The organism is Sphingobacterium spiritivorum ATCC 33861, assembly GCF_000143765.1.
Classification (GTDB): domain Bacteria; phylum Bacteroidota; class Bacteroidia; order Sphingobacteriales; family Sphingobacteriaceae; genus Sphingobacterium; species Sphingobacterium spiritivorum.
Window position 1 is genome coordinate 188,958 of the sequence record NZ_GL379774.1, and the last position, 19,470, is coordinate 208,427.

At 42.7% G+C, this 19,470-nt stretch carries 9 protein-coding genes; all 9 read right to left on the reverse strand.

The genetic code is table 11. The annotated features are described in order from the left end of the window. Entirely contained in the window at window positions 1-3,243 is a 3,243-nt protein-coding gene (locus HMPREF0766_RS18640) for a SusC/RagA family TonB-linked outer membrane protein (protein ID WP_003000724.1), read from the reverse strand. Between the two features lie 54 nt (window positions 3,244-3,297). Further along, on the reverse strand, window positions 3,298-5,493 hold the full coding sequence (locus tag HMPREF0766_RS18645; RefSeq protein WP_236590592.1) for a fasciclin domain-containing protein: 2,196 nt from the start codon (window positions 5,491-5,493) through the stop codon (window positions 3,298-3,300). Window positions 5,494-5,881: 388 nt separating this feature from the next. Continuing rightward, the gene (locus tag HMPREF0766_RS18650; RefSeq protein WP_003000728.1) at window positions 5,882-6,913 is read right to left on the reverse strand and encodes a GntR family transcriptional regulator; all 1,032 of its coding nucleotides are present in this window, start codon (window positions 6,911-6,913) and stop codon (window positions 5,882-5,884) included. 72 nt (window positions 6,914-6,985) lie between these two features. Next, on the reverse strand, window positions 6,986-9,739 hold the full coding sequence (locus tag HMPREF0766_RS18655) for a glycosyl hydrolase (protein WP_003000731.1): 2,754 nt from the start codon (window positions 9,737-9,739) through the stop codon (window positions 6,986-6,988). A 54-nt stretch (window positions 9,740-9,793) separates the two neighbouring features. Further along, complete coding sequence (locus HMPREF0766_RS18660) at window positions 9,794-10,939, reverse strand: glycoside hydrolase family 88/105 protein (RefSeq protein WP_003000732.1); 1,146 nt, start codon at window positions 10,937-10,939, stop codon at window positions 9,794-9,796. A 33-nt stretch (window positions 10,940-10,972) separates the two neighbouring features. Next, a complete protein-coding gene (locus HMPREF0766_RS18665) occupies window positions 10,973-11,713 on the reverse strand; it encodes a rhamnogalacturonan acetylesterase (protein WP_003000734.1) in 741 nt (246 codons plus the stop codon). Between the two features lie 25 nt (window positions 11,714-11,738). Beyond that, window positions 11,739-13,586, reverse strand: coding sequence for a rhamnogalacturonan lyase (locus HMPREF0766_RS18670; RefSeq protein WP_003000735.1), 1,848 nt, complete (start codon window positions 13,584-13,586; stop codon window positions 11,739-11,741). A 28-nt stretch (window positions 13,587-13,614) separates the two neighbouring features. Beyond that, on the reverse strand, window positions 13,615-15,792 hold the full coding sequence (locus tag HMPREF0766_RS18675) for a hypothetical protein (RefSeq protein ID WP_236590593.1): 2,178 nt from the start codon (window positions 15,790-15,792) through the stop codon (window positions 13,615-13,617). 60 nt (window positions 15,793-15,852) lie between these two features. Then, window positions 15,853-19,470, reverse strand: a complete 3,618-nt coding sequence (locus tag HMPREF0766_RS18680; protein WP_003000740.1) for a DUF4450 domain-containing protein — start codon at window positions 19,468-19,470, stop codon at window positions 15,853-15,855.

Here is a 19,470-nt window from a genome sequence, read left to right on the forward strand (position 1 = left end):
TTAAAAGTTTAATAATATACCCATCGCAAATCTGCGCGGACGTGGTGTACTCGCATTGTCCTGACTCAACATATAAATATTGCTGGACAACGAAACCTCCGGATCCTGTCCGGAATATTTGGTCCACGTGAACAAATCCTGTACAGTAGCAAAGACATCAAATCTGCTCAGACCGTATCGTTTTACTAAAGTTTTGGGCAGCGAATAACGAAGCGAAACGGTTTTAAGACGGACATAGGAAGCATCTTCCACAAACCGGTCTGATCCCAGATAATTGTATCCTTCACCATAGAGTGCACGAGGGATATCCGTGTTATCTCCTTCATGTCTCCAGCGTCTCAGCACAGCGGTACTCTGATTGCCTGTGCCTCTCATATTTTCGGTATCCATGCGGGTGCTGTTGACAACTTTCTGACCAAAACGACCATGGAAGAAGGTTGTAAGTAAGAAATTTTTATAGCCGATATTGAATCCTGCTCCTGAGGTAAAGAGTGGCATTGCATTGCCCAGATATACAATATCATACTGATTGATAACTCCGTTGCCGTCTATATCCTGGTATTTTGCATCTCCGGCATATACTTTACGAGGTCCGTTCTGTATGACGACAGGTTCTCCATTCAGGTTATACATAATATTACCACTCAGATCCCGAGCAAAGGTTTCATCCTGATTCTGATAAACTCCGAGATAGCGGTATCCGTAAAATGAGCCAATAGGATTGCCTTCAATGATCTTATGTGCATATTTTCCATTTCCAAATTCATAATTTTCGAACTGCATGTTTTCAGGAAGTTCGACCACTTCATTTCTGTTTTTTGAAAAATTGATATTAAAGGAAAGTTTGAAATCTTCTTTCCGGACTGCGTCATAGTTAAACATAATTTCCCATCCCTTGTTGGTCAGTTCTCCTGAATTGAAATAACTGATTTGTGAAAATCCTGTCGAAGAAGGTAATTCCACATCTTTCTGCAACAGATCTGTGGTGCGGCGATGGTACCATTCTGCTGTAATGTTCAGTTTGTTTTTGAACAGGGAGAAATCCACCCCGATATCTGTACTTGTAATGGTTTCCCATTTCAGATTTTCCAGTTGTATGGAAGAAGGTGAAATCGCAGTCATATCCATATATCCCGGGGTAATCGGTTTGAACACCCCTAAGTATGGCCATGCTCCTGAAGGTGCATTTCCGCTTTGACCCCAACTCACTCTGAATTTGGCGGTTTGAAAAATATTCAGATCCTGAATAAACTTCTCATCTCCGGCCTGCCAGGCAACTCCGATCGAAGGGAATCCTGCCCAACGCTGATTCTTACCTAAGCTGGAATTAGATTCCCAACGGTATCCTCCGCTGATGATATACTTTCCTTTGTAGGTATAGTGTCCGTTGGAGATCACTCCGAGACTACGTGTCAGGGTATTACCTGATCCCATTGATAATACGGATGCTCCTGCTGTAGGATCACTCAGAGAAGAGGATGCATTACCGGAAGTCTCACTTGCATAACTGAAACGACGGGCTTCATTGGTCTGAAGTAGTCCGCTCAGAATGACCTGATGGTCTTTTGCAAATGTGCGGTTGTAGATAAATTTGTTTTCCGTATTAAGGTATAAGTCATCTGAAATCATATCCGACCCTCTGTTAAAGTATGGGTCTGTCCAGATCACACCGGTGACGGACTGCGGCAGAAATTTTTTGTTTTTAGTAGAGCGGGTATCAAAACCTACTGTACCGGTATACTGAAGTCCGTTTAACACATCATATGTCAATCTGAAAACCACACGGGCTTGCTCACCCTTGGTATTATTCACAGATTCATTGACCATAGCTACAGGATTGTAACTTTTGTCGGTTGAATAGCTCCCCTGAAAATTTTGTCTGGGTGTAAAGTACTGATCCGTTGGCAATCCGTTTTCGCCGATAACCCAGGGGCTCATATTGGGCATTTTGGTCATTGCCATTCCTCTGGGCGTTGCCAACTTGTTTTCTGTCCAGAAACTATTACGATCGCTCAGGGAATAAGACATATCCGCATTTACATTCAGCTTGTTGGAGAATTTATAGTTCACACTTACAAGGGAATTGTAACGGTTGAATTTTGTTCCTTTCGTAGTACCGATATCATTCAGATAACCTAAAGAGACCCGGTAAGTCGCTTTATCTCCTCCTCCGCTGACAGAAAGTGAATTATCTTCAAAATGACCAACCTGAGATACCTCTTTTACCCAATCTGTATTCTGATTATACTCATCAAAATACACCCATGAAGGATCAAATTTGATTTCATTGGTATTGAATAATAAGTTGAGATAGGCTGTTGAATTCTGATATCCGAGGTCATTGACGGTATTCCATACGCCATCCTGTATCAGACTGACGTATTGTGAACCGTTGAGCATCGGAATAGTAGAAGCCTCTTTCTTGACATCTATTTTACTGGAAAAAGCAAACTGTGTTTTTCCTGATCTTCCTTTTTTAGTTTTAAAGAGAAGTACACCATTTGCTCCTTTGGATCCCCATATGGCAGTAGCTGCAGCATCCTTCAGGACTTCTATAGATTCTATATCATTTGGTGAGATATTGACCAGGGCTCCAAAATCTTCATCGTTAGCTGTAGAGAAATTGAAATCATCTGATATCTGTGTAGGATAAGGCACTCCGTCCACGACGATAAGAGGCTCAGAGTTTCCATTCAGGGAAGATGTACCGCGGATACGAATAGAACTTTTTGCTCCCGGATCTGCACTGGCAATGATGTCGACATTGGCCAGTCGTCCCTGCAATCCTGATTCTATAGAAGCAAAGGGCATCATTTCCAGTTCTTTCATATCAAAGCGTTCGGTGGCTGATACCTGATTGCGGTAGCTGATTCCCATTGCATTTTTATCTGCCGGTTTTTCTTTGCTGATGATGACCTCATCGAGGGAATTTTCATCATCTGTGAGACTCATATTGAGGACTTTCTGCTTACGGTAGGCTACACGCTGGGTTTTATATCCTATACTTGAAAATACAATAGTCAGATTGTCCTGATCCGGTATTTCCAGACGGTAGAAACCATTTGCATCTGATGAGGATCCTTTTAGATTTCTTTTTTCCTGATTCTCGACAAATACGGTTGCTCCTAAAACAGCTTTTCCAAACTGATCTTTTACATTTCCCGTCAATACCAGACTTTTTTGGGCAGATGAATGCAGATAACAGCTTATCAAACAGAGGAAAAGTAAATATTTAATTTTCATAAAATTCGTTCTTAATCGGTAGGTTTAATTGATATTGTTGAATCCCGTCTCCTATTATTTGGTAAATACTTTATTGATCCTGTACACAGCTCCGTCACTGAAGATCTTTGGAAATTCACTTGTGACCGTTGCAGTTTCGCCATTATAAGCTGTCAGATTGAGGGCTGTGCCGCTATCTTTTACAGTCAGCGTCCGGAAGGTCTGTCCATTGCGCTTCGCAGTTATCCAGGATCCTTCAACATGAAATCCCGGAAACGGATAATCATTGAGCGAATTATCGGGAACTGAAACAAAGTAATATTTGAGGTATTCGGCCAGATCAGCTTTTACCGTTGGTATTTTACCGCTGCTGATTCCTGCAAGTACTGCAGCATTGTCAGGAGCGAACAGGACAAAATTGTTTCCAAACATAAAGGACAACTGACTTCCGGTTTCCATCAAACCAGCCTGTACCAGCAGCTTGGAAAATTCAGAAAACTCATTTAATGTATTGCCTGCTGCTGTTGCTCCTGATAAGGTAAATTTGATGGTTCCTGTTTCTCTCAATAAGGCTGTTTCAACTTCATAAGCGGATCCGTTAAACCATGACCCCGCGATTTTTGAGGCCTTGATATTGGTATTCATATTATAGGCATTGGAAGAAGATACGCCTTCATTCTTTACATATACATAGCTGAACGGATTACGTGTACGGAACACTTGTTTACCTGCTATCTGGGTTACATTGTTACTCACGATATGATTAGAAATAAACAACTCCTGAGCTTGTCTGCTCATGGCGACTTTTACACCTTCCGTATTTTCTACCTCTACCACTTCATCACCAAAGACCAGCGGATTTCCTTCATTCCAGAAAATGTAACTATCTCCGTAAAGGGTATTGAGGATCACTTCATCTGATGGTATAAACAGGGTATAATTCAGATCGCGGCTCATCAATGTGCTGATCAGGCCGGTATTGACCAGCATCTGAAGAAATATCTTGTATTTGGGGTTCTGCAGTGTCGGCCCGGTAACACTGTAAAACATATCCGGAACGATAACTTTATTCAATCCGTAATAGACTCCGTTGGAAGCAATGCCTTTGGAGACGACATCCTGATTAGGATCAAATTTGATGACTGAGCCAAACGTACTTTTCAATTGTTTGCTCCCTGTGATTTCCTGGGGGAAAACAATATTTTCCTGATAGACATGATTAGCCATCAACAGAGCTAAAGGCATGAAGTTTACAGATTTGAGATCTGTATAATAGTTACGCCAATAGCTATTAAAAAAGCTCTGTAAAGCATCATTTTTGGGTGCAAACACATTGAATGCGGTGTAAGCCAATTCTCCGAGATTGGCATAATCTGCGATTCCTCCCTCCCCGTTATAGGACCATTCGGAAGAAATATGCGGCAGTGCTCCATGCTTTACAATAAAAAGGGAATCGCCCGCTGCCGCATAATTTTTGGTTGCCTCTGCATCATACCAGAGGGTTCTGAAACGGTCATAGGTATGCAGGAAATCTGAATAATCTGTTTGTTTTTCAAGGACAGTATGTAGGTTCTCTAAGGGTTCGATGACATCATCAAGAATATAGACATATCCGTTATCTGTAGGTATAGCATATTCCTGTACACGTGCATTGGACATATTGAATCCACCGTCATTCCATGTGCTTTCCGGATAGAAATACGCATAGTTTGATTTAGCATCTATACCTTTTGTAGCGAAATGCATATTGGAAAACACAGGTAAAAAGCGGTCTTTATGAAATATTTTACGGGTTGCTCCCGTTACCGGATCAGGCAATGTAGAGATTTCATCTTTACTTCTGGTGCGGTGCTTGTAATACAGTCCGGCACGCAAAGGCTCTACTTTGTCTACACCCTGTGGCTGATAATTTGTAAACTTCAGCTTATCAAAGGCGTAGTAGACAATATGATAGTTGATCACTTTTTTGAGTTCATTCAAAGGAACCTGATCAATTCCTGCATAACCTTTTTTATTGAGGTAATTTCGGAAAGCATCATCAGTGGGAGCCAAAACAGTCGAAATTCCGTTTCCTATAAGTACTCCCTTCATATCCGTTTTTTCCACAGCAGATAAAAAGAGCTGCTGATCAGGGCGGGAGGAAAGCAATTCCCACGCATTACCTTTTAACCAGTCAGGGCGTTCATAGTGCGACACCAGTTCACTTTTTCTACAGCCGTAAAAGAACATGATCAGAAACATGCTGCATACAAAAGGGTATACTTTTTTCATAGCGGATTGCATAGGTTTAATATTAGTTTGTCTGGTCGACAACACTTCCTCATAAGATAAATTCCGTTAAGCAATCGGTTGCACTGAGTGTCCGAATAGTTTGCTTCTATACAAGAATATCTCCTGATTAATTTGTTTGTCTAATTGGTTATTATTTAAGTTTAATGTTCTGGTTCTGTAAAAATAGGTAGCCCGTATAATACAACCATCCTGCCCTATCCTGACTATATTTCGGACATAAAAAAAGAGGTAATTCCTATTAGCAAGGCTTTAAACGCAGTTATTCTGTTTTGTGCTCTGATACCGGCAAAAACTGAAAAAAGCAGAAAAAGAAAAAAAACAACGGGGAACGAAGTGTTCCGCATAGTGTATTTCCGGGAAAAACAGATTATAGAGAATTTCGCATCTTCAGATAAAAAGGAACTTCGATCTTATCCTTTGATTTGTTAAGGATTACTTTTGCAGCCAGTTTACCCATTTCCTTAAAGTCGGTAGAAATGGTTGTAATGCCGCTCAGGATAAATTTTTTGAGTGGTGTCTCATTATAGGATATCACTCCTACATCTTTTCCTATTTCCAGATCCAGCGAGAGCACTTTGTCCAGAAGACGAACAAGATCTTCTTCGATAAGATTGATATATACTTCTCCTGCACTGATCTGCTCCTTTTGAATATTGCTGACCAGAAGATGTTCAAATTTGAATTCCTGACAGAATTTATAGAACCCTTTGATAATTCCTTTTGGAAAATAACTATTGTCTGGAAAGATAAGTTTGAGTGTTTTATATTTGGCCAGACTTTTATTAGCCTGTTTAAGGGCATTGTAGATATCCTTTTCAAAGTTTTCATATACACATGCATACTCTCCCTGCAGTTCGGGTAATTCTTTACCCAGCACGATCAGTTTATCCTTCGGGATCTCGCGGATAATATCTATTTCCTGGTCCTTTCCTTTGATAAAATGAGGGATCACAACTATATGCTGATAATCTTTGTTAAGGTTTTTGAGAAGGGATTTGAAGTAATTGACGTCATTGTTATATACGAAAAGATCAATGCCGTAGTCTTCGCCCATTGTCTTGACAAAGGAATCATACACAATCTTTTTATGTGCACTCAATTTATTGAAAAACAAAGCTATATAGCCTTTTTTATCCAGATCTGTATGTGCAATAAAATAGCCTTTGCCAGGTACGGATAGGATAATCCCGTTTTTCTTGAGATAGCGATATCCCTTTTCTATAGTATCACGTGACAAATCCAGTATAGCACTCAGTTCATTGATGGAAGGCAAAAGATCATTTTTGGATAAATCCCCCACACGGATAGCTTTCATAATCGCATTGGCCAGCTGAAGATACTTCGGCGCAGCAGACGTCTTATCAAGTTGTAATACGGCATGTAGGTGATTAGATCGCATATATAGTGTAGATAAAAGGTCTAACAAATATATTGATTCAAAATCAATTATCGGGTTTACATTCCTGTTTTTTTAGTCATATATTTTGATAATGACACGTCCTGCAAGCCCTGAAGGCATGACAGACCAGGTATCAGCACGGAAAGGTTCATAGTCTATATTGACAAATTTAGTGTCATAATAGTCCTGTCTCTTCTGCCCGTTCCGGTCCATTTGACGAATACGGTTTGCCATTAGATTAGCGACTTCTATCTCGATTGTATTCGTTCCCTTTTTTAATATATTACCTAATGGCAGACTATAGGGCAAACTCCATATTTGTCCTGCATCCTGCCCGTTGATCCTGATCTTCGCAGATTCGTACAGGGTATCTAACTGTAGCACATAGTGTTTGTCCGCAAGCACTTCCGTCATTTCAAACTGACTGCTATACACTGCTTTTCCGGAAAAGTTATCTGCTATAGAATCCGAAAGAGAAGTCCATGGCTGTAATTTGTAGAGTTGCTTTGATTGCGGAATAACAGGTCCTCCTTCTGCAAATTGCAGGGACCAGTTATTATTCAGCTGTACTTCACCTTTTTGATGATCCAGATAGCTCCAGTCCGCAAGGGCAGGCTGAACAGCCTTATCTGCTACAAAGAACAGTGCTTCACCAGACCTGATTTTCACTCGGACCTGATTTGGATTTGCCTTATCAGACTGAGCTTTGCCTACCTGTCCACTCAACGGATCCATTATTTTCCATGATGAGGCTTTTGTCTGAAAGATAATTTGCTCATCAATGGTATGATCCGAATGATTGACGACATAATAGTAGGTTTGATCTCCTTTTTTGCGTTTTATAAATTTCAACCCTTTCTGAATAAGAGATTCTCCTCTTATATTCATCTCAGACAGACTGTTTACGATATCATTACCAATCACAATCTCCCCTTTCCCGATAACTATCCGGCGCTTATTTTTCAAGGGACCTAGTATCTTATTAAAGATCAGACGTCGCTTATCCAGATCTTTAAATCCGGGAACATCTGCCGGTAACTGATGAAATATTACTTTCCCTCCCTGTTCTGCGATTTCTATTATTTTCTCCAATGTCTCTACCGGCATGTATTCGACCTTGGGTATGATCAGTACTTTATAGGATAAATCCATATTGCTGTTCTTTAACTTCCACTGGTCTCCATCTGCATTCATGCCTTTCAGGAGCTCATCCGAAACAAAATCGAAGGAATAACCGCTCGTTTGCAGATGTACTGCTTCCTTATAAAAATCAGAGGGATGCAGCCACTTATCAATATTATGTATGGTCAAGGATTTAAGGGTTCCCTTATCATCGTTCCATATATCCTGTGCAGGCCAGTACAGTAATACTTCATTATCATTAGCTGTAGATTGCAGTATGGACTGTGTACGGGTTACATAAGCATTCAGTCCGTCCAGATGTGACCACAGACTATTCGTCGGAACGAAATTGACAGATGCGTAGAACAGCCATCCCGGCCACTGCTGATCTGCCGGAGAGTAGGTCGTACCATGATAGAATACATGATTGATCCCGGACAGAAAAAGTTGTTCGACTTCAGGCTTACATTGTGCCCATGATGTTTTGAAGTGTTCGGTCAGCCAGGTAAATGTCTCTGCCGAGACAAGTGTTTTTCCCAATACATGTGCTCCTGAGGATGCAAATTTCAGCATCATCGGATCCGGATCCACTTTGCGGACATCGGCACTATCCCTTCTTAATCCCTGAATCGGAAAATAACTGGATCCGAATGTTTCTGTTTCGGGTATATCTACGGCAGCATACAGATCCAACAGATTGCCCGGTGATCCGTGAGCCTGATTTTTCGTAACAGAACCCATTGTATGAGACCATGAGGTCCAGCTTTTGGTAAAGTTCTCCAATAACAGCTGTGATACGATATCCCGGTAATCCGCTTTGAGTCTGTCCCGATTCGAATGTTTCACATCTCCGAATACTTCTCCGATGTACTGACGAAGGTCATATCCTTTTATCCTTTGGAAATAATCAAAAAGCTCTGCTGTCCAGTTTGCCCCGTATACTTCGTAGCTATCATTGTAGTAGGCTCTGGGATGACGAGGTTGTGTTTTTAATGCTTCCTGATAAGGTTTTAAATAGGCCTGCAGTGCTTTCCCCGAAAAATGATCTAAGGTATAACCCTCTCCTCCGGGAGCCGCACGTTTTACTTTTTGACGCGTCTTACCCAAAAATCCGGCATAGACAGTCCATCCGGCTGCAGGAGCCGTCCAGTTCAATTGTTTTGCTCCTTTGACCTGTTTCAGAAGATCGATCTTTTGATTTTCAGGACCGTAAGCAAGTAGCGAAATTAACGGCGGATCTTTTTGTTTCGGATCTTTACAGCTAATCTCCAGAGTGTTCCGGCCTTTGCTTACGCTAAATGTGTTGACAATAATATTGCTGGCGGCATATTCTTCTGTTACCTGAGGACCTCCGAATGGCCAGCCGGTACCGTTTGTCAGATCTACGCCCATACCGATTTCATCAGCAGTAGCTAAAGTATGTTGAAGACGATCTACCCATGTCGGTGAAAGATGTGGAATAAATGCGGACTCGGCTCCTTTAGCACCATAGATAGGAGCGATCTCCACACCTCCTAATCCTGCATGATGATACTGTCGGAGTAATGCGGATATCTCTGCGTCAGAGACTGCACTTCCCATCCACCACCATCTCACCCAGGGTTTCATACTGCTTTTCACTACAGGCCAGTCTGACCCCTGTGCCTGCGCCAGAGAAAACGTCCCCAGCATGATTGCTGCAGTAATTATCTTCTTAAAAATCATAACTCACCTACTGAAAAAATCATTTAATTCCCCTATCGGAAACTCATAAACATTCTATTTATTAACTAACTTATATATTTCGGTTCCGGCCAATAAGAAACATCCTAATCCATAGTCTTCAAAGTCCGGCACACTGGTATAAGTAACAGGCTGACCATCTTTCGGTTCTTTTCCGGTTGCCTGCAGATAGCCTAAAAATCCGTTCTTATGTAAAGATTCTTTGCGCAGTGCAGTCCAGGCTTTCTGTACTACCGGCAGATATATTTTCTTATCCAGAATGCCATTATTGATTCCCCAGGCCATACCATAGACAAATAATGCTGTACCTGACGCTTCTTTCCCTCCAAAATGATCAGGATCGTGCAAACTTACATTCCAGAATCCATCTTTTCGTTGTAAAGGAACAAGAGCCGCCAAAAGATTTTTCAGATCCGTCTCATATTCCTGATAGTGTGGATCTGTTTTTGGAAGTTCTTCCAGTACACGCACCAGAGCAGCTGCTATCCAGCCATTACCTCTCGACCAGTAACAATCTTCTCCGTTTGGTTCTTTATATGGAGGCACAAAATCCTTATCTCTCCACCACAACTGATCTTTCGGATTATAAAGTCCGTGCTGTGCTTCTTTGTATTTAATATGATGATAAAATTTGTACATGGCATCAAAGTAGGACGGATCATTATAGGTCACTCCCAGTTTGACAAAAATGGGCATTGCCATTTGTATAGCATCTATCCAGGTCCAGTCATTGACACGACCACTGCGGATCACAGAATCTATATTTTCCTTAATTCCGGCTATACGGACAGGTTGAGGATCAATTCTGTAGAGATCAATATAGGATTGTCCGCAATTCTGATTATCTGCATGACGTGTGTATCGCTCTCCTCTTACGGGAAGCCATTTATGAAAGTCTGCCCACTCTACAGCATAATCATAATAACGCTTTTGCTGGTCAATGCCATAGAATGCCAGCAATCCTTCATAGTACACTCCTCTTGTCCAGATATTAGAAGTACGTTCTTTATTGGTAATAATATTTTTTGTAGGATCAGGCCATTTTTTCATAAAATAATCATTGGCCAGTCGCAGATCTTTAATAACTTGTTTTTTGCTCGTAAAATTTTGTCCGCTGACCTGAACAGTCAGAAAAAAAACGGATAAAATAGTAAATAGGCTCTTCAACGAATTCGTCTTCATATGTTTAGTTCTTCTGTTTTACTTTTTGTGTTTTTAAGGCAGGAGATAATTTCTCAATTCTGTTTGGTTTAATTCTTTTATTGCCTGTACCACGATTTGTGCATTTTTTTGAGCACCTTCATAACTGGTATGGGTATGATCTGCAGCAGTGAAATAAGCTGCAACTTTTTCTTTGCCGATTTTGTCATATTCATCCGCTACGAGATTATGAAGATCAATAAAAGGAACCTTATTATTTTGTGCCACCTGCTCAGCCCATGCGGGATAACTTCCTTCAGCCCGCTCTACTTTATGATCTTTCCATCTGTCTCGTGGTATCGGTGAACAGATAATGACATGCGCACCTTTCTGTTTTGCCTCCTGTATCATCTTTGTCAGATACCAGCCATATGTATGAACGGTCTCTTCCTGCCTGAGTAAAGGATTATAAATGGTCTTTACCTCATCTCCGATTCCTTTGATCGTCCCTCTTGCCCTTGCTGTATCATCTAAAGGACCACCATCATTGTGGCCAAACTGTACCACCAAATAATCATCTTTATTAAGCTGATCGAGCACATTTCTCCATAATCCTTTACTGATAAATGTACGCGTGCTTGTGCCTCCTAATGCCCGGTTTTGAATATCTATCCTCGTCGTATCAAAATATTGTTCCAAAACACTTCCCCAGCCCCATTGTCCTGCGTCACCTTTTCCTTTACCATTTTTCACGGTAGAATCTCCGATCAGAAAGATGACCGGTCTGCGTTGCGGAGCTGTAAAAGATACAGCCATGAGGAAGACTGCGAAAATGCAGATATTAAGGCCTGATCGTTTCATCTTTCGGGTATACAGGTTTTACAATTGTAATATTCGGCTGCCGGATAGGTGCCATATCTTTACCAACAAAATAACTGGTATGAGGTGGCTGATTATATCCTACATTCTGCCAGGCGATACTCAGTCTGTACTGCGGATCATGCATCAAGGTATACAACCTGTGATGGGTTAGATGTGGTGTTGCATATATGCGCAGCTCGGTTTGATCTTCGCTGGCAAAAATAACTTCTTCTCTCCAATCTCCGAACAGGTCTGCGCTTAAAACCGGAGTTGATTTAGTTCCGTTGTTCGATACACAGCCTTGTGCTCTGAAAATTTCTCCTTTGCCATATTTGGAAACTGCAGTACCGTTTAGCAGTTCTCTTTCCAGATCGCCATCCCACCAGATCAGAAAATTGGCAGAATTAGGCGCCCGGCCGATCCGTTTGCCGGCACTGTTATATAAATTTCTGTCTCCTGAAAACCACATTTCTGCTCCCGGATTCGAGTCGTCAATATTATCCGCTACTCCACGCCCTACATCTACACCATAAGCTTTTGCCCACAACACTTTGCCATCAGATGCTCTTCTTAGTACTGCACCCGGTTTATCTTCTTTGGGATGTTCGTGAATCGTAAAGATCTCCAGACCCGGACTGTCCGGATCAAAGTCTCCGACGTGATTCGCATCTCCATGTCCTAATCCGCTGCTGTATAAAGCCTTGCCATTATCATCTATAGTCATTGAGCCATATACAATCTCGTCCCGACCATCATTATCTACATCTGCAACACTAAGATTATGAAATCCTTGTCCTGAATAGGGACTGTCACCATTCCGGGAATCAAATTTCCAGCGCTGGCGGAGTTTTCCATCTACAAAATCCCAGGCCACAATCGCTGCACGACCATAGTATCCTCTGCACATCAATACACTTGGATGTTCACCATCCAGATAAGCTACCGCAGCCAAAAAACGATCAGCACGATTTCCCTTACTATCATTATGGCTGCCGATTCCCCATCCGTCTACCGGATAACGATCCGGGATATAACCGACAGTATGCTGTTCTGCCCCGGTGAGACCATCGAATACGGTGAGATACTCCGGTCCGTCCAATATCCTGCCTACTTGATTGCGCCAGTCTTTTTTTTCATCTCCTATTATCTTACCCTTTGCATCTTTTGTTCCGTCAGCTGTCTTGCAAACAAGTTCAGCCCGTCCGTCTCCGTCAAGATCATACACCATAAATTGGGTATAATGCGCTCCTTCCCGGATATTGATTCCCAGATCAATACGCCAGAGAAAAGTGCCATTCAGTTTATAAGCTTCCAGGATCGGGTGATCTGTCATTCCTTCCTGCGAGTTATCCTTACTCCTTCCTGTACGATGCAGAATCAATTCGTAAATTCCATCTCCATCCAGATCGGCTGCACTGGCATCATTCACCCGATAGCCATCCAAAGGCTGCAGTGTTATACTCGTATAATTCTTTCGGTCATCGGGATGGAAGGTAATCGTTCCGGAGTACTCATTAGCCTTATTTTCCCTTAATGTTTCGACATAGAAAGTGGCAGGATCTGCTGCGACAGGTACAAGTAAATTAGTGCTCTTTGTGATCGGTGTCGGATTGATGAGTATATCTTTGCCGTTTGTCTGTTTTTGAAACACATTGAATCCGGTATTTGGATGATCAGTTCCCAGCAATCTCCAACTCAGCAATACATGCTGAGGATCCACATTGGTGAGGGACAATCCGCGGTCCAGATACTCCATAGCGCGTTGTGCCATCACATATCCGCTATGTATGAATAGTAACAACAATAAGGCGGCTTTATAACCTTTCATAACACTTTTTCTGATCGTTGGTTACTGATTAAGGCATCTTATGAAACCCTTCTTTCTTAATTTTCCAAGTCCCGTCTTTCGGAAATCCGGGTAATTCACCGGTGCTGGCATCCCATCCTTCGGCCATCATCGCCACAGTCGTCAGTACACCTCCATTTCCCGGCAGATAAATACGAAGTCTCCCGTCCTGAAAGTTATGTCCGTTACGCAAATACGTATTGGTACGTATCGGCATAAATAAAGCTTCCAGAGCCTTTTCCGGCAGATTTAACCGGGCAGCATTCATAGCTGTCATCGGAAAATCCCAACCCCAGGTATCTGACCATGACCATACTTTCCAAACCGTATCCAAGGTATTTTTCATAATTACCTTATTCAATTTTGGCGATTCGGGAACCATTCCCAGTCCGCCCAGTACAGCGGGATGATCAGTCAGCCAACGTGGATTGGTATACGAATCGGTTGCACTTTCATTTGCGAGATATACATCGTCCTGTACCGGCAGAGGTGCCAGTTTTTGGATGACTGTATCCCATTTCGGATCTCTGGGTTGCCCAAGTCTTACTTTCCATTCCTGTGCGATCCGCAGGGCCCAGTCCCAATAGGCTAATTCATAGGTCGGATTCTGCGTATCTGCTGCCCGGAATACTTCCTGTGCAGGAATGACTCCTTTTCCCAGATTATACTGATCTTTCTGCTTATCGTAGGTCGGATAAGAAGCCATAAACTCTGCTGTTTCAAAAACCAGATTTTTATATTTTTCAAGGATTGCCGGATTCTTTTTATCCCGGTAAGCCAGTTCTGCCATATAGATAATATGGGGTTGCTGCCAGATAAGGAAAGCAGCTACGGATGAAGGGCTTTCATTTCCTTCGTTATCAGACATTTTTTGCCATCTTACTCCTTCATATCCTTGTCTTCTGGCTATTTCACGCGCTTTTTCCAATGTATTCTGGTAATATCCAAAACTCTTTTCCATAAGATCCACACGTCCCCACAGCGCAAAATGAACTGCATGCCACCAATGCATTTCCGTATGCGGTTTACCATACCAGCTGTTGAATGTCAGTCCGGTTTCCTGAGGCGGATAGTTGCCGGCACACTGTACTTTAGTCAGGTACTGAGACAGCACGACTCTTCTTTCCAATTCAAAGGCCCGCGTGTCCGTGCTACCTTCAAAATCTATTGCTGCACCGCTTTTCCAGAAAGCATTCCAGCCTTTTACACTACTTTCTTCTGTAGCCTTATATAACGGAACATGCTTAATCGTTTGCGGCGCAAATGCTGCACTAAATTCAAAAGTACTGTTAGTTTTCACTGGCTCATACACAAAGTAATGTGCCTGCTTACCCTTTTTAACAGTTCCTTTAGAATAGGCTAATACGGTCTGGTATACTGTTCCCTGAAGCTGGTGACGAATCTCTCCGCCGGTATTATTGCTGTGGCTAATGCTGGTCTGGTGCTGGTCTTCCTGTCCGTAGTATGCACCTTCATCCAGAAATTTGGCTGTTGGATACGGATAGCGGATGAACACTTTCAAACGGCCTTGTTTAACGAGGTCGGAACTGACTTTCACAGCGATCTGATCCAGATCCTGATGCGCAGCAGTGGATACTTTCACAGGCTCTCCTTCTACCTCAAAAGAACTAGAAACAATACCAGTCCACATATCCAGCTCTTGCCGGATCGATGTGATATCTGATGCTTGCACTGGTTGTCCGTTTTTCTTTGTAATCTCTAATCCTATATTTCCCAGTTGCAGACGATGCTGATTTTCCCGAAAATAATTAGTGGCTTCACTGTTTCTTCCGCCATCTTTCCATTGGATACTATAGAGCGCCTGTCTGCCTTCATTATTAAAGTCATAGGCTTTTAGCGTTTCTTCAAATTTATAATTACCCTTATTCGGAAAAGTATCCCATCCCCATTCTGACTGCGTCCCTAATGATACACCACCTTTATACAATTCCGGAAAAGTCTGTAATCCTGTAGCATCTACGGTAAAGGCAAATTTACCGTTACCAATAGTGAGAGAAGATAAAGTATCGAACTGTGTATTCTGAACATTGTGGCGCATAACCACTTTCTTACGATCAATTTTGGTATCCTTTTGCTGTGCATCGGTATGTTGTACAGCAAAAGGTACCGTCATCAAAACGACTGCTGTAGTCAGTCTTGACAGCATTATCCCCAAATTGATTTTCATAGCTTTTATCTTTAACATTTTTTAGTTTTATATTTTGTATCCTGCTGCGGAGCTGATGGTTTAGCGCAACAGACTTACCCCCATCAATCCCACAATGACATCATTGGCAATCGATTTCAGTTTGAGGCTTTTAAGTTCTTTTTTTGCATCTAAGGGCAGATCCAGTACGGTTGCAGCTCCTCCGTCAATGCCCCGTTTTGTAAATCCTTTTATTTCTACATATTTCGCTTCACCACCTTTTACTACTTTTCCCGTTTTCAGATGTACCCTGAGCGGACGCTCCTGTTTCAATACGAACGCATAGGGATCCTCTGAAAAATCCTGTTCTACGGGCCACCAGTTTTCAGGATTACGCAAGGCAAGTTCTGCTGTCGTTCCATCTGTATACTGTATCTGTATGACGGCGTTGATCAGCTGACTTTGCATAGGATTGGTCGAACCGGCCATCAGGAAGTAGGCATGTTTAGCCTTGCCTGACAGCGGAATTTCTTTTTCTGTCGGGAAATTATCCCACTGTGAAGTGAAGAGGATATTATTTTCTTTAGCAGCTGATATGCCGAAAGCCAATCCATTTGGAAGGTTAAATACTCCGTTCACAGATGCAGCGCGTAATCCGGCATCATCAATAGTTGCTGTTGTATTCGGATAGCACCAGTTTCCGATACCCTGAACAGGCAGCTGCAATGTAGGAGAGGCCGGCCGCGGACTCCAGTATTTATTCTGGAAAATCTGCGTAACAGCATCGTTAAAATAAGGCTTCAGATCGACAATCTCAACTTTAGCTGCTAAGGGCAACGTCCAATTGCTATATTGAACGGATCCGAGTGTATCCGTTCTTTCCATTACCTGAAGGGTATTTGTCCCTGATTGGAATATGGTCATCGGCAACACTATACTGCGGGTTTCCTTTTGGGCCAGTTGAACAGACTGTACTTGTTTCTGATCTATAAACAAACTTCCCTCAACCGCTTTTCCGGATTGATTTGTCAGCGTCAGCGTTACAGATGTTTGATCCGGATCTTCTCTTACGGTGAGCGCCAATGGTTCAGCAATACGCACATCCACAGGTTGCCACCAGCTGAAATCCTGTTGTTTCACCTTTACAAAGAAAGTTCCCCGATTGCGCTTCCCTTTAATCCGGAATACACCTTTGCTTATATCCTGACTCCCGAGCAGTCCCTGCGGATCATTTACCTCGAGAATTTGTGCTTTACCGGATTGTAAAGACAGATGTGTTTCTGCTAAAGATGTCTGCGAATAACTGATATTTTCGAATGCCTGATCTGCCCATCGGATCTGAATATCATAATGATCCGCTTTTGCCGGAGCAATTTCTATTTTGGCTGCTCCTACAGCATTTTCAACCATTTTCCATGGCGTTGCTATTCCGTTAACAGATAGCGACAGGATGCCGGTTTTTCTGGCTTTGAGGACCAGTTTTAGATTCATTTTCTGCTGAAACTTAGGTCTGATCGTGTAGTGTTCCACATTGTTATGGAGTTTAAAGTCAAAATCAATATTCGGACTTTCTAATGTACTGTACTCCCAGCTTCCAGGCAAGCCCGGCTGTATAGTCAGCGTATCTGCTAATGCATCCGGTAAAATTCCGTACAAGCCTTCAAAAAGAGTTCTGGAAGCTACTCCGATGGGATCTGCAAAGTCCCGGTACAATTCACCCCGTTCTGCATCATAGAAAGAAAGCTGCTGAAAATTACCCGGACTGGCTCCGTAGAACATGCTTTCTACAAGATTGCTCTTCCAGAGTTCAAAGGCTTTCCCTTCTCTCCCGGCCTGCCAATAGGCAAGTGCTGTCTGCAGATTCTCTGCAAGAGCCACATTATTGACTGACCAGGTATAGGGTTGCCAGTTTGTTGTGGATAAGGTATAAAAGCCCTGATCTTTCACATCAGCCACACGAACAGGAATATGCGGGATATAATCGTCTATATAACGTAATGCCTGATAGGCTTGAAACGAATCCATAAACCGACCATCCAGTGCATGATAGATCGTCCATACTCCGGGCTGATCGTGTAGCAATTGTTCACCTAGTAAATCCTTAAATTCTGCAAAATAACCTTTGTCTTTGATCCAAAGTTTTGCCAGCAAAGCCTGTCTGATTTTCTCCGCTTCCCGTTCATATGGAGCTGGATCTTCTCCCATTACTTTTGCCAGTCGGGCAGCCATCATATTTCCCCGGTAATTATAAGCCGAAGTATGGGTAACTCCTCCTCCTGAATATTGCAAACCATCACTGGCCCAGATAGCACAGTAGGCATCATATAATCCATCTCCGTCCATATCAAAATTCCGCTTTTCCCAGGCGAGATGTCTCTTGATAGCCGGCCAGACTTCTTTCAGAAAGGTTCGGTCTCCGGTATACTGAAAATGTGTAAACAGCTGATCAAAGAAGACCAGATTCATATCATAATGATGCGGTACTGTATTGTTATTCGGATTACGGGAGATATAGCCGCTTGAGAACATAGCTGTACCCATTTTCTCGAGATGCCGGGCCATATTAAGGACTGTATCTGCTATAACTTTTCCTACTGCGGGTTCTGTAACCTGTGAATTGACATAACTTCTGAAATGGGTCTCTGCCCGGTCATTCCACCCAAGCGGATTGGCCACATATGCTCCCCTCCAGGCATTCAGACGCATCCGCCAGGCTACGGCTCCATGCAAATAGGTTGGCGATTCCCAAATCCCGTCTGCGGCAAGTGCAAGCGCACTTCCTAACGTATTGATATGTTCATCCGGCGTGTGCAGTCGTATACGTCCGGCTAATGTCTGTACTTTATTTTTACTGTGATCAAATAGTTTCTGAAGAGAGATCTGTGGTGCTTTTGCCCCCTTACCTTGTCCACGTTGGATAGCAATATAAGTAGTGGAAGTTTGATTCAGTTTATATTTTGCGGCTATCGCCGGAGTTATTGAGGCCTTACTGGTCCACAACTGGTTTACATCTTTCAGTGCAGAAGCATTGATCAGTCTGATCTCCGGTTTTCCGGAAAAAGATCCGGCCAGATATTGCAGTTCACCCTTTTTATTGGGGTAGGATACCTGAAAATTATTTTTATTGATCTGGTAGGTATTGTGTTCACAGTACTCCGGCAAGAGATAAAAACTCGATTCCGGATCTGCTCCTATATCTCCTGCGCGACTGAATGTCTTTCCGCTCGCACCTCCGTATACAGCGATCAAGGCTATTCCGTCAGGCACATTTTTGGATTTCACTTCCACGATCATCCCCTCTTCATCCGCCTGAGCCAATACGGTGATCTGCAATTGCCCTCCGCGCAATGCGTTGTCATTGATCGTATAGACCATGCTTCCGGAAGCATAACGCACATCTGCCAGTTGAAGGTCATCAAACCGGATCATTTTGTCACCCGATTGGAGCACAAACTGCAGATTGCCCCCCATACCGGGCATATACAAGGCAAATTCGGGACGATCCCCTGCTTCTACGCGAAAGGCCGTATTCGTACCATACAAAGCACGATTAAACTTGCGTGTACCTTTTACCAGTACGATATCCTGACCATCAGGGCGGTAGTGTAAGGTCCGTTCTTTTCCGTGCCAGTAATCTGCTGTTTGACTAAAGGCAACAGGAGCCCACAAGGAAGCCCCCGTCACCAATAATCCAACAATATGTATCTTTCTGAATCTCAT